The sequence below is a fragment of the Pseudoalteromonas sp. MMG033 genome (assembly GCF_057197785.1).
In genome coordinates, this window is the sequence record NZ_CM170070.1 from 3488425 (window position 1) to 3504642 (window position 16218).

22 protein-coding genes are annotated in these 16218 nt (G+C 41.8%); 13 read left to right on the forward strand and 9 right to left on the reverse strand.

Annotation, left to right across the window (positions count from 1 at the left end):
* Window positions 1-160 precede the first annotated feature (160 nt).
* Window positions 161-514 (forward strand): gamma-glutamylcyclotransferase family protein, encoded by a 354-nt coding sequence (locus tag AC2CZC_RS15180; protein WP_484582436.1) that lies wholly within the window; start codon window positions 161-163, stop codon window positions 512-514.
* Between the two features lie 6 nt (window positions 515-520).
* On the opposite strand, the gene AC2CZC_RS15185 is transcribed toward AC2CZC_RS15180, so the two are convergent.
* The 3 genes from AC2CZC_RS15185 to AC2CZC_RS15195 form a co-directional block, all read right to left on the reverse strand.
* Complete coding sequence (locus AC2CZC_RS15185) at window positions 521-961, reverse strand: type II secretion system protein GspG (protein WP_484582437.1); 441 nt, start codon at window positions 959-961, stop codon at window positions 521-523.
* A 21-nt stretch (window positions 962-982) separates the two neighbouring features.
* On the reverse strand, window positions 983-1390 hold the full coding sequence (locus AC2CZC_RS15190; RefSeq protein WP_484582438.1) for a type II secretion system protein GspG: 408 nt from the start codon (window positions 1388-1390) through the stop codon (window positions 983-985).
* Between the two features lie 139 nt (window positions 1391-1529).
* Window positions 1530-2549 (reverse strand): helix-turn-helix domain-containing protein, encoded by a 1020-nt coding sequence (locus AC2CZC_RS15195; RefSeq protein WP_484582439.1) that lies wholly within the window; start codon window positions 2547-2549, stop codon window positions 1530-1532.
* 189 nt (window positions 2550-2738) lie between these two features.
* On the opposite strand from AC2CZC_RS15195, the gene AC2CZC_RS15200 reads away from it, so the two are divergent.
* On the forward strand, window positions 2739-3383 hold the full coding sequence (locus AC2CZC_RS15200; protein ID WP_484582440.1) for a hypothetical protein: 645 nt from the start codon (window positions 2739-2741) through the stop codon (window positions 3381-3383).
* Window positions 3384-3506: 123 nt separating this feature from the next.
* On the forward strand, window positions 3507-4013 hold the full coding sequence (locus tag AC2CZC_RS15205; RefSeq protein WP_484582441.1) for a cytochrome b/b6 domain-containing protein: 507 nt from the start codon (window positions 3507-3509) through the stop codon (window positions 4011-4013).
* A gap of 43 nt (window positions 4014-4056) precedes the next feature.
* On the opposite strand, the gene AC2CZC_RS15210 is transcribed toward AC2CZC_RS15205, so the two are convergent.
* Both AC2CZC_RS15210 and AC2CZC_RS15215 read right to left on the reverse strand, forming a co-directional pair.
* Window positions 4057-5172, reverse strand: a complete 1116-nt coding sequence (locus AC2CZC_RS15210) for a pyridoxal-phosphate-dependent aminotransferase family protein (protein ID WP_484582442.1) — start codon at window positions 5170-5172, stop codon at window positions 4057-4059.
* A gap of 123 nt (window positions 5173-5295) precedes the next feature.
* Window positions 5296-5775: an HPP family protein gene (locus AC2CZC_RS15215; RefSeq protein WP_211036987.1), complete on the reverse strand. Its 480-nt coding sequence runs from the start codon at window positions 5773-5775 to the stop codon at window positions 5296-5298.
* A 101-nt stretch (window positions 5776-5876) separates the two neighbouring features.
* Here AC2CZC_RS15215 and AC2CZC_RS15220 point away from each other — a divergent pair, with 101 nt between their 5' ends.
* The gene (locus AC2CZC_RS15220) at window positions 5877-6431 is read left to right on the forward strand and encodes a TetR/AcrR family transcriptional regulator (RefSeq protein ID WP_211036986.1); all 555 of its coding nucleotides are present in this window, start codon (window positions 5877-5879) and stop codon (window positions 6429-6431) included.
* A 14-nt stretch (window positions 6432-6445) separates the two neighbouring features.
* Here AC2CZC_RS15220 and AC2CZC_RS15225 read toward each other — a convergent pair whose 3' ends face one another.
* Window positions 6446-7285 (reverse strand): LysR family transcriptional regulator, encoded by an 840-nt coding sequence (locus AC2CZC_RS15225; RefSeq protein WP_484582443.1) that lies wholly within the window; start codon window positions 7283-7285, stop codon window positions 6446-6448.
* Window positions 7286-7423: 138 nt separating this feature from the next.
* Between AC2CZC_RS15225 and AC2CZC_RS15230 the strand changes: the two genes are divergently transcribed.
* The 7 genes from AC2CZC_RS15230 (at window position 7424) to AC2CZC_RS15260 (ending at window position 11546) form a co-directional block, all read left to right on the forward strand.
* On the forward strand, window positions 7424-8083 hold the full coding sequence (locus tag AC2CZC_RS15230) for an FMN-dependent NADH-azoreductase (RefSeq protein ID WP_484582444.1): 660 nt from the start codon (window positions 7424-7426) through the stop codon (window positions 8081-8083).
* Between the two features lie 99 nt (window positions 8084-8182).
* Window positions 8183-8662 carry an ASCH domain-containing protein gene (locus AC2CZC_RS15235; protein WP_484582445.1) on the forward strand — a complete coding sequence of 160 codons (480 nt, stop codon included), beginning with the start codon at window positions 8183-8185 and terminating at the stop codon, window positions 8660-8662.
* A complete protein-coding gene (gene hxpB / locus AC2CZC_RS15240) occupies window positions 8659-9312 on the forward strand; it encodes a hexitol phosphatase HxpB (RefSeq protein WP_484582446.1) in 654 nt (217 codons plus the stop codon). The genes AC2CZC_RS15235 and hxpB overlap by 4 nt, the downstream gene beginning before the upstream one ends.
* Before the next feature lie 123 nt (window positions 9313-9435).
* Window positions 9436-9795, forward strand: a complete 360-nt coding sequence (locus tag AC2CZC_RS15245) for a response regulator (RefSeq protein WP_063364066.1) — start codon at window positions 9436-9438, stop codon at window positions 9793-9795.
* A gap of 116 nt (window positions 9796-9911) precedes the next feature.
* Window positions 9912-10301, forward strand: coding sequence for a Rid family detoxifying hydrolase (locus tag AC2CZC_RS15250; RefSeq protein WP_039609725.1), 390 nt, complete (start codon window positions 9912-9914; stop codon window positions 10299-10301).
* A gap of 92 nt (window positions 10302-10393) precedes the next feature.
* Complete coding sequence (locus AC2CZC_RS15255) at window positions 10394-10831, forward strand: GNAT family N-acetyltransferase (protein WP_063364065.1); 438 nt, start codon at window positions 10394-10396, stop codon at window positions 10829-10831.
* A 199-nt stretch (window positions 10832-11030) separates the two neighbouring features.
* Entirely contained in the window at window positions 11031-11546 is a 516-nt protein-coding gene (locus AC2CZC_RS15260) for a P-loop NTPase family protein (protein ID WP_063364064.1), read from the forward strand.
* A 38-nt stretch (window positions 11547-11584) separates the two neighbouring features.
* Here the strand turns inward: AC2CZC_RS15260 and AC2CZC_RS15265 are convergent, their stop codons facing one another.
* Both AC2CZC_RS15265 and AC2CZC_RS15270 read right to left on the reverse strand, forming a co-directional pair.
* Window positions 11585-12067, reverse strand: a complete 483-nt coding sequence (locus AC2CZC_RS15265; protein WP_046357112.1) for an acyl-CoA thioesterase — start codon at window positions 12065-12067, stop codon at window positions 11585-11587.
* A gap of 94 nt (window positions 12068-12161) precedes the next feature.
* Complete coding sequence (locus AC2CZC_RS15270; protein WP_484582447.1) at window positions 12162-13811, reverse strand: electron transfer flavoprotein-ubiquinone oxidoreductase; 1650 nt, start codon at window positions 13809-13811, stop codon at window positions 12162-12164.
* A gap of 175 nt (window positions 13812-13986) precedes the next feature.
* On the opposite strand from AC2CZC_RS15270, the gene AC2CZC_RS15275 reads away from it, so the two are divergent.
* Window positions 13987-14739, forward strand: coding sequence for an electron transfer flavoprotein subunit beta/FixA family protein (locus AC2CZC_RS15275; RefSeq protein WP_039609730.1), 753 nt, complete (start codon window positions 13987-13989; stop codon window positions 14737-14739).
* Window positions 14736-15662 (forward strand): electron transfer flavoprotein subunit alpha/FixB family protein, encoded by a 927-nt coding sequence (locus AC2CZC_RS15280; RefSeq protein ID WP_211036979.1) that lies wholly within the window; start codon window positions 14736-14738, stop codon window positions 15660-15662. The genes AC2CZC_RS15275 and AC2CZC_RS15280 overlap by 4 nt, the downstream gene beginning before the upstream one ends.
* A 79-nt stretch (window positions 15663-15741) precedes the next feature.
* Here AC2CZC_RS15280 and AC2CZC_RS15285 read toward each other — a convergent pair whose 3' ends face one another.
* Window positions 15742-16191: a hypothetical protein gene (locus AC2CZC_RS15285; protein ID WP_484582448.1), complete on the reverse strand. Its 450-nt coding sequence runs from the start codon at window positions 16189-16191 to the stop codon at window positions 15742-15744.
* Between the last annotated feature and the right edge of the window lie 27 nt (window positions 16192-16218).

The following is a 16218-nucleotide window of genomic DNA, read 5'->3' on the forward strand; positions in this document are numbered from 1 at the left end:
TTGTGGTTAGCGTGATTGATAAAGTAATGCTTTTAAAACCCGCTACAAAACCCACCATATTTAATTATTTATTAATTTAATCAGAAGCTTGCACTTTAGAACTCTGCGAGATAAGTTTCAGATCCTAATCGTTTACTTTACTCAATTGGAGAGGCTAAAAATGGAAAAGTTGTTTTCATATGGCACATTGCAGTTAGAACATGTTCAAATTGAAACGTTTGGCCGTAAGCTAAAAGGCGAAAAAGATCAGCTTGTTGGCTATGTGCTATCTGAGGTTAAAATTACCGATGCAGAGGTGATTAAAACCAGTGGTAAAGACATACATCCGATTTTGAAATACACAGGCTACGAGTTAGATATTGTTGAGGGCACGGTATTTGAAATCACCCCAGAGGAGCTTGCTCAGGCTGATGAGTATGAGGTGGATGAATACGTTAGGATAGCAGGGCAGTTTCAATCAGGTCAGCAAGCTTGGGCTTATGTGTGCGCGGCGACAGAGTCAGCAAGAGGCTAATGCTTTTCAGTTTTCACCTCTTAAAACATTGAGCAGTGTATGTTGCTCGGCACTTTGTAATCTAGCGGCTTTATAGTCGCCATTCACTTTTGTAAAGGTGAACATTATCAAGCCCGCCTCTGAGTCCAAAGAGCCTGTACTCCAAATAATAAAAGCCTCAGCTTGTCCTCCTAAAAATCTGAAATGGTAGGGTTTACCCCAAGGGTCTAGGGGGACATTATCGATTAGTTTAGGGGTTGTTTGCTCAAGGGCGTGTAGTTCTTTGATTTGACTAATATCATGTTTTAAAAGGCTGCTATATAAGGCAGCGGCAGTGCCTAATTGTTGGATATCCAGCTGAGCTGCTCTTTCTGGGGATAGCGGATAACAATGTATTGTTGGTTGATATATTAATACTAACAGCAATAAAGGAACTAACATTAATAACGCGACAATGGGCTTGCTCAATGGTTACTCTCCAGATATGTACTATTCATCACTTTGCCTTGTTAGTGGTGATACTTTGTAGGTGTTACCTTCTTCTTTGAATAAATACATAATCAAACCTTCCTCTGAGTCAATTGAACCCATACTCCAAATGATAAAAGATTTAGGTTCACTTCCTAAATATTCAAAGCCGTATGGTTTACCCCATGGATCGAGTGGAGAATCATTTAACGTATTGGTGAGTGTGTTTTTGTATTGTGTTATGTTGTCGGCGCGACTCGTATACTGTTTAAGTGTCTTGTCGTTTAAAGTTAATATTTTGCCTATCACTGCGACATCTGATTGGATTTTTAACTGTGGTGGTGGGCCACATAGCGTTGTTGGCATAAACACAGGAGCAATACAGATTATTGTAAGTATAAGTGCGACATAAGCAGCGTAACGTTTCACGACTCAATTTCCTTTTTACTCATTCATGTAAATAAAGTGCCACTAAGCAATAACTTACTTAGCATGAATGAATCCTCACTTAATTAAAGGGGTAGTTTGAGAGCAGTGACTTATCCTGTTGTATAACTATGAAAGCTGTTTATGCATATTGAGCCCGCCACTTACTCGGGGTAGTGCCCAGTTGCTTTTTAAATTCCGTATAAAAAGAACTTTTATTATTAAAACCGCTATCAAGAGCGATTTGAGTGATGTTATTCCTTGTTGTACTTTTTTTGAGTAGCTCACAAGCGAAATGGATTCTATGCTCATTGAGTAATGTATAAAAGCTCTTGTTCATATGCTCATTGAGCAGCTCTGAGGTTTGATGTTGAGTCAGTCCAAGCTGGTCTGCAAGCTGTGCAAGCGTCAATTGGTTGTCTAAAAATACTTGTTCTTCTTCAAGTAACTGTTTGAGCTCATCGATGCAGCTTTGGGCAATCGATGGGCTTAGTTGCAGCTGCTTTTCTAATATTGGTGCACTAACTGTTCCAGCAAGGTGAGTTTGCTTGATGCGATAGACCGCAGTGAAAGAACATGCCAGTAAATAAACACAAACACTGGTATTCAATAGTAGCCAAAGAGGGTAAGTCAATGTTGATTTACTTAAAAATGCGATGGCAACACCGCCATTGAGTGTAACTACAAACACGACCCAGTACAGCAATAACTTACTTTTCTTTAACGTTTTTTCGTTTGCTACACCTTGGCTATGCCAGATCGCCGTTACATAGCTGAACATCAAGCCAAAATAGACAACATACATGAGCGCTGTTTGAGTATGAAAGTCGGCGAGTTTGACTATTAGAAAAGCAAAAAAAGGCGTGCAATGTAGCAAGATTGTATTGAGCTTGGGTGTTACCTTATATCGATAGAACAAGTAAGCAAGCCCACAAAATAATAAGATACAGTTGTTGGCTAACTGGGAAAGTAAAGGTGTATGAATATTAAACTTAATTTGAAGATAGCTGGTGAATGGGATCAGCAATAAAGCACAATTCGCTAAGGTCAAAAGTGGCAAACGGGTATTAAAGCTACGCTCGAATCTTTGCATTTGGCCTGCACAAAATAATGTTAATAAACACGATACGAGATAAAACTCTTGTTGTAGTTCAAGCCACATAATCAACTTATCCTTAGTGAGCGTGTGTAATGCACGTTCTGAGCTGTCAATTTAACTAAATTGACATGTGTAATTAACTGATAGATATCGATATTAATTCAAAGATTTCCTCTTTTATCAAGATGGAATAATTTTGCTTGCGGCGCTTTAAAACTAAAAAGGTGATAAATACAACGACTAGGAGTCATCATGAAATCTATTCAAGCAGGTTTAGTTTTATTAGGTTCGAGCTTTTTAAGTTTTAATGTGAGCGCTGAGCCATTAACAACAGCACAAGTAGAGCAGGTTAAACAGAATGTACTGACTTATATGAGTACCTGGAATACCTATGAAGAAAGTGAACGAGTGAGTAAGTTAGAACGTGCAACTAACCCCGGCTTTCGTTACCAAGATCCGACTACGGCAGGGTTTTTGGTTAACAATGCACAAAGCGTCAGCAGTTGGATTGGTGGTTTTCAGGGGCAAATGCGTGACTTCGGACTCTGGCCTTTTGATGCCACTTTGGTGTCAAATGTTGAAATACATGGCAGTGTTGAAAGTACAAATATAAGATTTAACTGGCATATTTCAGCATTTGATGGTGCTGTCACCATAGCCGAAGGGGTTGATTATGGGACAGCATCAAATTTAAAACTTGATACAATTACAGGTTTTTTTGGCGCACTGTCACCGCTATGCAGAGCGCCTGAATTTGAAGCTGGCAACACCTATGTGAGAGATAACCAAGTTACATTCAAACAAGCAATTTACAAGGCGAGCTGGTGGACTCAAGAGTCACCTGATCAAAATCCAGAAGCTTGGATAAAACTCACAGACTGTAGCGTCAATCCGTAACGATTAGCAATCGTCCAGAGTGGCTCATAACGAGCCCTCTTTTGTTCTTTCAGAAAATATTGAAACTTTATTTCTTGCCGCTAATATAAATAGGGTCTTGTCTAAGAAATAAAGGATTATTTTATGAAGAATAAGCACTATCTTATCGACCGTTCCCTTCACTGGTTTGCCGCTTTTTTGATCCTATTTATTTTAATGAATATGGGCACGCAAATTCACAATATCGATTACCGTATAAAAGGTCAGGCGCTGCACCGTCAAGATGCGATTGAAACGCATGCATTAATGGCGCTGGGCGTATTTGGTTTAATTTTGGCACGACTTGGCTGGGAAAAGTTGTTCGCAAGCAGGCTTCCTCGTCAACCCATGCGCAATTCATTCCATTTGGGATTAGTAAAAAGCGTACATGCATGTTTTTATTTAATCTTATCTGGGTTGGTGATCACTGGGTTGGGTATGGCGATAAACGCCGAAGTGGTTATTCAATTATTTGGTGTGCAACTTTCTGATGCGATTAGTAGTGACGGACGCTTTTATGCCAAAATGCTAGACATTCATTTAATGCTCATTGACACTCTGTGGTGGCTGATTGGTCTACACTTTTTGGGCGTGTTGTATGCGCGGAAGTAACTAGCTAAAGTGCAGGGACAGTGGCTGTCCCTGCAAGATATTTTTACTTGATGGTATCTTCTAAGGCTGCAAGTAATAAGGCCACGTTTTGCTCATTGGCTGTGCTGCCCATCAGACCTATGCGCCATGTTTTTCCTGCAAGTTGGCCAAGCCCTGCGCCGATTTCTAGATTGTATTTACTTAATAAAGTTGATCTGACGTGCGCATCATCAACCCCATCAGGCACTAATACAGAATTGAGCTGAGGCAGACGGTGTGTTTCATCAACCAAAAACTCAATGCCGAGCTTTTCAAGGCCATGACGAAGTTTCTCATGCAACCTTTGGTGGCGTAGCCATGCGTTTTCTAGTCCTTCTTGCTTGAGCATAAGTAAGGATTCATGTAGCGCATACAATGAGTTAATCGGAGCCGTGTGATGGTAACTGCGTTTACCTTCTCCAGACCAATAATCCATTACCAAGGATTGATCTAAAAACCAGCTTTGTACCTTGCTTTGACGAGATTTAAGTACTTCAACGGCTTTTTCACTGAAGCTGACAGGCGAGATCCCCGGTACGCATGATAAACACTTTTGAGAACCTGAATAGATGGCGTCAATACCCCATTCATCAACTCTAAGCTCGCTGCCGCCAAGAGAAGTAACAGCATCCACGATGCTTAGTGCGTTATATTGCTGTGCAATTTGGCATAAGCTTTTTGCATCACTGCGGGCACCTGTTGAGGTTTCTGCGTGCACAAACGCCAAAGCTTTTGCATCAGGGGTCGCTTTGAAGGCGTCACTCACTTTGTCAATTGAGACTGGGTGACCCCATTTATCTTCGACAACAATGGCTTTGGCACCTACGCGTTCTATGTTTTCTTTTAAACGACCACCGAATACACCATTAATACACACAATGACTTTATCACCGGGCTCGATGAGATTCACTATACAGGCTTCCATTCCCGCAGAACCCGGCGCAGATAGGGCAATAGTAAAGGCATTTCGTGTGTTAAATGCATATTGCAGGAGCTGTTTTATCTCGTCCATTAAGCCGATGAATTGCGGGTCTAAATGACCAATAGTTGGCCTAGATAGGGCGCCTAAAACTCTCGGAGATACATTAGAGGGGCCTGGACCCATTAATATACGTGGTGTTGGATTAAAAGACTCAAACATAAAAATTCCTGTTGTTAGCGTGTTAGTCGATTTAAGCGATGAAGCGTTAAAAAAGCGCTTGGATTTTATCGAAGTTTTATTGTGTGTTTATTGATACATATTATCCAGTGTTTAAAGAAAATTTTATTTAATGATGGTTTCTGTTGAGCATGTCGTCTTTTGCCATTTGACGTACGTTAAATTCAAAAGGCTGGCCAGTGCAACCAAGAATAAGCAGCCGCTCAAAACCGGAAACAATAAAAAGTCGATGTGTGTATTGCCAGCCATGATGATGACAAGTGGGGTAGCGCCTGCTGGCGGATGAACCACCTTGAACAGCTGCATTAGGGCAATTGCTAACCCAACACCAATAGCCATGGATAAAAGGCTTGAGCCAAGTAAAAATAACATGATCAAGCCGATGGTAGCTGAAAGGCAATGCCCGCCGATGACATTTTTTGGCCTTGATAACGGGGAGTGAGGAACCGCAAAGAGTAATACACATGTGGCGCCATATGGGGCCATTAAGATCGGGTGATGCACCAACGAAGAGAGCATACCTAATCCCCAAACTCCCAAAAAACCACCCATAAAACCTTTTGTGATATCAGTTAATCTACTCATTTTATCTCCTTATATTAGCGCTGCAATTTTAAAAGTGTACAAACCTGTACACCGCTTGCTAAAAAGAGTACAGATTTGTACACTTTCAGACAAGTAATTTTTTGGCAAAAAAAAACATGGATATACAGCAGCATATTTTGGATGTGGCAGAAGACTTATTTAACCAGCATGGGTTTAACGTGGTTGGTGTTGACCTAATAAGAGATGAAGCCAAAGTGTCCAAAACCACCTTGTATCGCCGCTTTGGCGATAAGCTTGGTTTAGTGGAGGCCGTGTTGCATAGGCGGCATGTGCGCTTTGAGCAAATGCTAGATGAGGTTGTCAGTGCTCATGACTGTCCGAAGGATAAAATCTCAGCCATTCTCGATTGGCATTTTGATTGGTTTGGTTCGCCGCAGTTTAAGGGGTGTATGTTTATGCATGCCCAATCAGAATTTAAATGCACAAAGCAAAAACCAAGTGAAATTGCCGTCGATCATAAAGCATGGCTGTTGTCCTTGTTTATTCGTGCTCTGGGTGAAAATCAAGTTAATGCACAAAAACATGCCGAGATGCTACTGACTTTTTTTGAAGGCATGATAGTACGCGCTGAGTTCGGTTGTATTTTGCATGATAAAGCGTTTTACAGATCTGCCTGTTTGAAGTTACTACCATAGAAATAAATACATGTTTAGATAAATTGCTTTTTAAGCCAGTCAACAAAGATTTGCTGTTGTTGGCTGTAGCGTACTTCTTGCGAGGACAAATAATATCCTAAGCTTGAGGAAACAGGTTGGTGAGCTGAACAAGTTAATACACCGTTTTGCTCAAGCATGTTAACTAAGCTGTGTGAGGCAAAAACACAACCAGCGCCAGCAATGGCTTCTTGAATGCAATAGAGTTCTTGGTCATAAGTGATAAGTTCATGCTGTTTATCATTCATCTGGTTTTGACTTAACCACGCTGACCAGGGGGCTTCGGGAAGAGATTGATTTTTCCACTTTGGCATAAAAACAGTACTTGGATTTATGCCGTCAAGGTTTGGATTGAGATATAAGTTAAATTGCTCAATTGAGAGAATTTGGTGCGTTTCAATGTGGCTAATATCACCAAACCGAATGGTAATAGCTTGATTATCATGAACCAGATGTTCGCCGGTGATCACCGATACATCAATATCAGGGTTTAATTTCGCAAAACCTCTTAAGGCAGGGATCAGCATTTGGGCCGCAAAGGACGAGGTGGTGTGCACCACCACGCATTTACTTTGCTCTACGAGCTGATGAAGCGCTCGCTCTATGGTACTAAATCCAGAACTGGTGGCTTTTGCCAAATCTGCCCCAGCTTTAGTCAGCGTGACTTCTCGTGTTTTTCTAATGAATAGTTCGATGCCCAAGCGCGTTTCAAGGTTTTTAATATGATGAGACACATTGGTTGCCGTGAGATTTAGCTCGTCGGCTGCGAGTTTAAAGCTATTGTGGCGCGCTGCAGCGTCAAAGACCTTAAGTGCTTGCATTGAAACGTTGGTCATCGGTTATTCCTAAAACGAAAGTTATTTTTATTATACATGAGTAAAACTTATTTATAACTGGGTTCTTTTCATTTGTCGTGATATGGCAAAAACAGCAAAATTGCAGTCATAGAACAGCAACAATAGGTATATAACTCGATGTACTCAATACTTCATATAGACTCAAGTATCAGAAAGCGTGTCAACGACAACCCAAACCATGACTCAATCTCTAAACGCTTAGCCCACAGCTTTATCGAAAACTTAAAAGAAAACTCATCCATAAAAGCATATCAGCACCGCGACGTGGGAATGAACCCTCCACCTTTTACTGATCAGGATTGGTTAGGTGCCGTATTTACGCCACAACAGAGCCGCAGTGAACAACAGCGTCAGAAGCTGGCAATATCAGATCAATTAATTCAAGAAGTGAAAGTGGCCGATATCATCGTTATTTCTACCCCTATGTATAACTATGGTATGCCCGCACAATTAAAAGCATGGTTTGATCAGATAGTCCGGATCCACGAAACATTTAGCTTTGACTTAAATCGAGGTGACTTTCCACTAGAGCCGGTCTTGAGTGGGAAAAGCTTGGTCCTAATTACGTCATGTGGAGAGTTTGGCTTCGAAAAAGGGGGAGTAAGAGAGACGATGAATCATTTAGCACCGCATATTAAAACCTTGTCCAAGTACTTAGGCTGTGAGCAAGTATTTGAGATTGCCTCTGAGTATCAAGAGTTTGCGGATTTACGCCATCAAAACTCACTGGAGACGGCGTTTGTTGAAACACGCTCATTAGCAAATAAGTTTGCATAATCAATTTGTAACAGCAAAAAGCGATTTTTGCTGTTTATTCTCGCTTTGACTGTCTTTATTATTGGTGCATATCCATTAATTTGCCAACAGGAGTATGGTTTGGCTGATAATTCTCAAGACCCTTCAGTTGCTCAAATATGTAAACATTATTTTGATGATCAAGGCTTACCAGAGCGGAAACTCGAAAGTTGGCACTTTTGCGATAACGAAATGGATGCAAATACATGCCTCGCTTTGGTACTTTCAGGAGAGAAAAAGGCCACGTCACCGTCTTTATGGTGGTATGAAGCAAATGATGAAGCATTGCCACAAGTAGGAGATTTAAATGTAGTGACAAACTACCAAGGTGAAGCTCAATGCATTATAAAAACAACCAAAGTGTCTGTTACCCCATTCAATCAGATCAGTGAAGCTTATGCGCAAATAGAAGGAGAGGGCGATAAGTCACTTGCTTATTGGCAGCGTGTACACTGGGCATATTATCATCGGGAATTAGCGGGGACTGCATTTGTGCCTAAGCCTGATATGCCTATTGTATGTGAAGAATTTGAAGTGGTTTTTGCATTGGAGAAGCTATGATAGAAGCGGTAATTTTTGACATGGATGGCACCTTAATTGATTCCGAGCCCATGTGGCAAGAAGCTGAGAAGCTGGTATTTACAAGTTTAGGTGTGGATGTGACAGATGATTTGGCAGCCAATACTGCGTCAATGACAACCATTGGAGCTGCTGAGTTTTGGTATCAGCAATCTCCATGGAATGGACCTTCTATTTCACAAGCCGCTGATAACGTCGTCTCTTGTGTAGCGGAACTTATTTTACAAAAAGGTAAGGCATTATCTGGTGTGCATGAGGCTTTGGCTTATTTAAGTGAAAAGCAGATTAAGATTGGTCTTGCGACTAATGCGCCAGAGAGGCTAATTCCTGAGGTGTTAAATGTCCTCAATATTGCACATTATTTTTCCGTTTGCTGCTCATCAGAGGACGAGCTGTCAGGTAAGCCCAGCCCAGATGTCTACTTGAGTGCTGCGGCAAAGCTCAACGTTACTCCAGAGAAATGCTTAGCAGTGGAGGATTCTGTCACAGGGTTGCTTGCCGCAAAGGCTGCAAATATGCGCACATTAGCAGTGCCTTCAAGCGCTCAATTTAACTGTGTGCAATTTGCACAAGCAGATTTCAAATTGGCTAGTTTAGCAGGGCTCACATCACGACACTTAATTGGAGCTTGATAAAGCAGGTTGAACAAAATGCGTTCAAACACAGTTAAATAGGGTGTCTTGCTTTGCAATTATTGCGAGCTGTTACTAGCATCAATTTGTGGTATGCACAAAATGACAACAGTAAGGAAGGCCATGAAGATTTTGATCGTAGATGATACCTACTTTATGAGAGAGCTTATCAGTGAAAGCCTGCAAGAACGAGGATTTAAAGAACTAACACAGGCATCCAATGGTGAAGAGGCACTCAAAGCCATGTCGGCTAAGTGTTACGATTTAATTGTAACTGACTGGAATATGCCAAAAATTAATGGCTTGGAGCTCATCAAAAGGATGAAGAAAAATCCGGCCTGTCGTCATACGAAAGTGATCATGCTCACTGGTGATACCACGCCAGAAAAAATACTTGAGATGAAAGAGTTAGGTGTAAACGGTTATATATCAAAGCCATTTACACCTGAACTACTCACGGATCTGGTACTTAAGCTGGCATAGCAAAGCGATTTAATTGGTTATAACTAGCCCACAAACCTTCCTCAAGCACTTGAAAAAAATCCAAAAGGCGGAGACTATAAGCGCAGTTTATCCACTAACCTGAAATGGAAATTAAAATGACTAAAGTTTTGCATACAGAATCTGCGCCTGCGGCAATTGGCCCATATGTTCAAGGGGTTGACTTAGGAAACATGGTGATGACTTCTGGTCAGATACCAGTAAACCCAGCGACAGGTGAAGTACCTGAAGCCATTGCTGATCAAGCAAGACAATCACTTGAGAATGTCAAAGCAGTGGTTGAGTCTTCGGGCTTGAGTGTTGCAGATATTGTAAAGCTTACTGTATTCGTTAAAGATCTAAATGACTTTGGTACAGTTAACGAGGTGTACGGTAATTTCTTCGATGAGCATCAAGTTGCTAACTACCCAGCGCGTTCGTGTGTTGAGGTTGCACGCTTGCCAAAAGATGTAAACATCGAAATTGAAGCGATTGCAGTACGCAAATAGTGCTGATGAAATGGTTAAGAGGGGCTTAGGTTCCTCTTTAAGCTGTAATGCTCTCTTAATTTACATACGAATAAAAATTCAGTAGCAAAAAAATGCTTAAACTCATCCCCTCTATCGCCGAACATATTGATGCCTTCATCGAGATGGAGCGACGCAGTGATACCTCAAAATTCATTATCCCTTATACAAAAGCGCAACATCAAACTGAAATGCACAAGCAGGATGTCATTTACTTATCGATATTATCGCATAATGCTTTATCCGGATTTATCATCTTAGCGCGACAAGCCAACAGAGAAGTTGAATTTAGACGAATTGTTGTCGATAGCAAATTTCGTGGAATTGGACAGCAAGCGATTGTACAAATGGAACAGTACTGCATGGCGCAGTTTGATACTCAAAGGATCTGGCTGGACGTGTTTGAGTCAAACCAACGCGGATTACATATCTATAATAAATTGGGTTACAAACAGTTTAATACTTCGCTGCATCAAGGAAAACCTCTAATTTTGATGGAAAAGTACCTGTAGATAAAAAACAGTTTTGACAAAAAATACAGGTACAGATATGCTGATAAAATGCACAAAATAATTAATCAGAATATTCGACACATTATTATCATCATTCCATAGGAATGGTGGGATTTGATGTGCAAAGATTTTATCAAACCCGCCCAATACGGCGGGTTTTTTTATGCGGTATTGGGAGACAAATTATTAAGGAAAATAAATGAAAAAAGTCGCCGTATTTGGCAAGCCAGGCAGTGGCAAATCGACCTTTAGTAAATATTTAGCAAAACAGGTAGACTTACCTCTGCATCAGTTAGATATCATGGTGTTTAATCAAGATGGCAGCCAAGTCTCACGAACGCAGTTTGATGACAACCACGACAAAATTTTACAGCAATCTAGCTGGATTTTAGAGGGGCTGGGTCCGCTGAGTTCTTTCAAGCAGCGCCTAGCTCACGCTGATACTCTTATTTATATCGACTTACCCTATTGGTTGAGCTATTGGCTTGTGACAAAACGCGCAATTAAGGGCTTAATTAAAACCCCAGAAGGGTGGCCACAAGGGTGTTCGATTATACAGGGCACACGTCAGTCATATCATTATTTAAAACTATCACGACAGTTTTGGAATGATGAGTTTGAACAGAACTTAAAAAACATCGCCAGTGACAAACAACTCTATATCGTACGTTCACTGAGCGAGCTTAAGTCGTTACAACGTCAGTTAGTTAGCTAACCTCTAAATAAATGAGCAATTGCCATTGCTCATTTTGACTATTCATCTTGGTCGAATGTAGCTTGCAGTAAGGATTCTGTTTGAATCGCAATGTCTTTCATTTTGATGGCATATTGCTCTAGTGCTTTTTGCTCTGGTGTTTGAGCAACAAACTTTGAAACTGGGATAGGGTAACCTGCTTGATCCATCGCGATAAAGCTAATGATGCAGTGGTTGGTTTCGACCATGTGTTGCTTTTGCGGATCGCCGCAACGAACCTGAATAAAAATTTGCATACTGGTTTTGCCGGTATGCGCAATTTTTGCAGACACCTCAACAATTTGACCAACTAAAATAGGCCTGTGAAAGCGGACGCCTGCCACGGATACGGTTACGCAGTAAGCACCGCTCCAGCCAGCAGCACAGGCATAACCAGCTTGATCTATCCACTTCATAACAACACCACCGTGTACTTTCCCACCAAAGTTGACATCGGTTGGTTCAGCTAAAAATCTGAAAATCACTTCTGATTGGTTGGCCATGTCTACCTCATCATTTTTTGAGTCTGAGGTAAGTATAGAAAAAAAGGGGCATTTCGCCCCTTGCAATTTAGGATATGTAAATAATTGGTTGGTTTTACATATTCGGGTAGTTGGGACCGCCTGCGCCTTCAGGGGTTACCCAAGTAATGTTTTGACTGGGATCTTTGATATCGCAGGTCTTACAGTGAATGCAGTTTTGTGCATTGATAACAAACTGTTTCTCACCTTCTTCATTTTCATTTACTTCGTAAACACCGGCAGGGCAATAGCGCTGTGCAGGCTCAGCGTACTGCTCAAGGTTCACTGAAATAGGGATCGTGCTATCTGTTAACTGCAGGTGGCATGGTTGCACTTCTTCATGGTTGGTATTAGATAAAAACACCGAAGAGAGTTTGTCAAAGCTGAGTTTGCCATCTGGTTTTGGATAAGTGATTTCTGTTGCATCTTTTGCAAGTCTTAATGACTCATAATCCTTGCTGATGTCTTTGATGGTGAACGGTAAAGCGCCGGAGAAAAAGTTTTGGTCAATCATGTTGTAAGCACCGCCTAAGTAGCGGCCTAACTTGTGCATGGCAGGGCCAAAATTACGAGACTGATATAACTCTTCGTGTAGCCAGCTGGCTTTAAACTTATCATCGAAGCTGTGTAAATCTGCTTTCGCATCTTCTTGTGAGAGTGCTTCGATAATGGTGTCTGCGCCAATGATCCCTGATTTCATTGCAGTGTGATTACCCTTGATCTTTGCAAAGTTCAAAGTCCCCGCATCACAACCGATCAATAAACCACCTGGGAAGTGCATTTTTGGTAAAGCATGTAAGCCACCTTTGGCAATGGCTCTAGCACCGTATGAAATACGCTCGCCGCCTTCAAGTGTTTGCTTAAAAACAGGGTGGTGTTTCATGCGTTGAAATTCATCAAAGGGGCTAAGATATGGATTTTTGTAGTTCAGGTCGATAATAAGACCCACCACAACTTGGTTATTTTCGGCATGATACATAAACGAGCCACCATGTGTCTCGTTATCAAGAGGCCAGCCTGTACCATGCACGACAGTCCCTTCTTTGTGTTTTTCAGGGTCTATTTGCCAAATTTCTTTAAAGCCAATACCGTAGTGCTGAGGTGTCGCATCTTTATCTAGCTCAAACTCTTTGATTAGCTGTTTACCAAGATGTCCTCGGCAACCTTCTGCAAATACTGTGTACTTGGCTCTAAGCTCCATACCTGGCATATAAGTGTCTTTTGGTTGGCCATCTCTATCTAAGCCCATGTCACCTGTGACAATGCCTTTTACTTCTTTGTCTTCGATGATTAAAGAGTGGGCACTAAATCCTGGGAAGATCTCTACGCCGAGCTCTTCAGCCTGTTCCGCTAACCAACGACAGACATTACCCATAGAAACGATGTAGTTACCGTCGTTTTTAAATGTTTTTGGCACCACCATGTGCGGCAAGTTTGTCGCGTTTTGCTCATCTTTGAATAGGTAGATTTCGTCTTCAGTGACTTTGGTAGTAACTGGTGCCCCTTTTTGTGCCCAATCAGGGATGAGTTCATCGAGTGCTTTGGTTTCGAATACCGCACCGGACAAAATATGCGCACCCACTTCAGAGCCTTTTTCTACCACACAGATCATGAGTTCTTGTTCTTTTTGCTGTGCTTGTTGAGCAAGTCGAATAGCGCATGATAGACCCGCAGGGCCCGCCCCCACTATGACGACATCAAATTCCATGGTTTCACGTTCGACCATTTTTACCTCGTATACATTGACGGTAGATTAACTTAAACTCGAGTTAAGTTCTTTTTACGTTAAGCTAAGGTTATTTTAGGTTGACGTTTACGTCAACAGGAAGTAGGCTGGTTTCATCAAATTGTTTCATTGACGTACGCGTCAGCTATACAAATAACCAGATGATGGAGTAACCATGAAAGTACTTGTACCAATCAAACGCGTGATTGACTACAACGTCAAAGCGAGAGTCAAGGCAGATAACAGCGATGTTGATCTTACAAATGTAAAGATGGCCATGAACCCGTTTTGCGAAATCGCAGTAGAAGAAGCGATTAGATTAAAAGAAGCAGGTAGTGCAACTGAAGTAATTGCCGTATCTATCGGTGATAAAGCTTGCCAAGAACAACTTCGTACTGCGCTGGCACTTGGTGCTGACAAGGCAATCCACATCGAAACAGATGCAACATTAGAATCTCTTCATGTTGCTAAATTACTGGCTAAATTAGTAGAACAAGAAAACCCTGAATTGGTCATTCTTGGTAAGCAGTCAATTGATGCTGATAACAACCAAACTGGACAAATGCTAGGTGCATTGACTAAACGTGGTCAAGGTACGTTTGCATCTAAGCTTGTTATTGAAGGCTCAAACGCTGTGGTAACTCGTGAAGTAGACGGTGGTCTACAAACTGTCTCACTAGCGTTACCTGCGATTGTAACCACGGATCTTCGCTTAAACGAACCACGTTATGCAACACTGCCTAACATCATGAAAGCTAAGCGTAAGCCGCTAGATGTTATTGCAGCAGACTCATTAGGTGTAGATTTAACACCTCGTGTTGAGCTTGTTAGAGTCGATGAGCCTGCTAAGCGTGAAGCAGGTGTCATTGTAGAGAGCGTTGAAGAGCTAGTAACAAAACTTAAGACAGAAGCAAAGGTGATCTCATGAGCGTATTAGTTATTGCAGAACATGAAAATGGCGTATTGAAGCCAGAAACCGCAAAAGTGATCACTGCGGCTGTTAAAATTGGTGGTGATGTTGATGTATTAGTCGCGGGTAGCAATGTGGCTGCTGCGGCAGACTCTGTTGCTGGTATTGCTGGCGTCACGTCAGTGAAATTAGTAGACGATGCGAATTTTGAGCACCAATTGGCTGAGAACACTGCTGATTTAGTGGTTGAGTTGGCTGGTGGTTACAGCCATATCTTAGCGAGTGCTTCTACAACGGGTAAAAACATTTTACCTCGTGTTGCGGCACTACTGGATAAATCACAAATTTCTGAAATTGTCGACGTAGTAGATGCAGACACCTTTAAGCGCCCAATTTATGCGGGTAACGCCATTGCGACGGTTAAATCGCTTGAGTCACAAAAAGTTATCACTGTTCGTGCAAGCGCATTTGATGCTGCGGGCGAGCAGGGCCCTGTGTCAGTAGAGTCACTATCAAATGGCGCAGCGAACAGCCTAAGCAGTTTTGTTGGTGCTGAGCAAACTGAATCAGAGCGCCCAGAATTAACTGCTGCACCTGTGATTATCTCAGGTGGTCGCGGTATGCAAAACGGCGATAACTTTGCACTATTAAACGGTGTTGCTGACAAGCTAGGTGCAGCAATTGGTGCATCTCGTGCTGCAGTGGATGCTGGCTTTGTACCAAATGATATGCAAGTCGGTCAGACAGGTAAGATTGTCGCGCCAGATCTGTACATTGCGGTGGGCATTAGCGGTGCTATTCAGCATCTTGCTGGTATGAAAGACTCTAAAGTCATTGTAGCCATCAACAAAGATCCAGAAGCACCGATTTTCCAAGTTGCTGACTATGGCCTAGTCGCCGACTTATTTGACGTATTACCTGAGCTAGAACAAGCTCTGTAACCTATTCTGGTTGTTGAAGCCGTGTGCATTATGCCGCGGCTTTTTTCATTTCATATGTTTGAATTACCAAAATTATTAATTATGCGCTGGCATGAAAGCCGAACTGATATACTTCAAGTTTGTTGATCATAGTTTCATAATTTCTGACCACATCTTGTGTTGCTGCGCCCTGACTTTTAACGGTGGATAAGTTTTCTTTTAATTGACCTATCACATCGAACTTTTCAGCTTTTGCTTGTGCAAGCGTCGTCCCGCCGAGCTCACCATCATGTTTAATTAAATTGTATCGCCCAGTTAAAAATGCAACCTCGCCAAGGCTTAACACGCCTTGCTGATAAAGCGCCTCAGCAGCATTTGATTGCTCTTCTAATGTCATATTAGAAAAATCAAATTGCCTACTGCGTATATTATTATGAGTATCTGTATGAGCACTATGGACTGAGCTCGATTCAGTCACGGCTTGGCGGTTTTTTAAAGTTTGATGTCCGCTTGGGGCTTGGGGAGAATTGGCTGTAATGTTACTGGTCATCTTTTATCCTTAAAATGAGATTGAGCG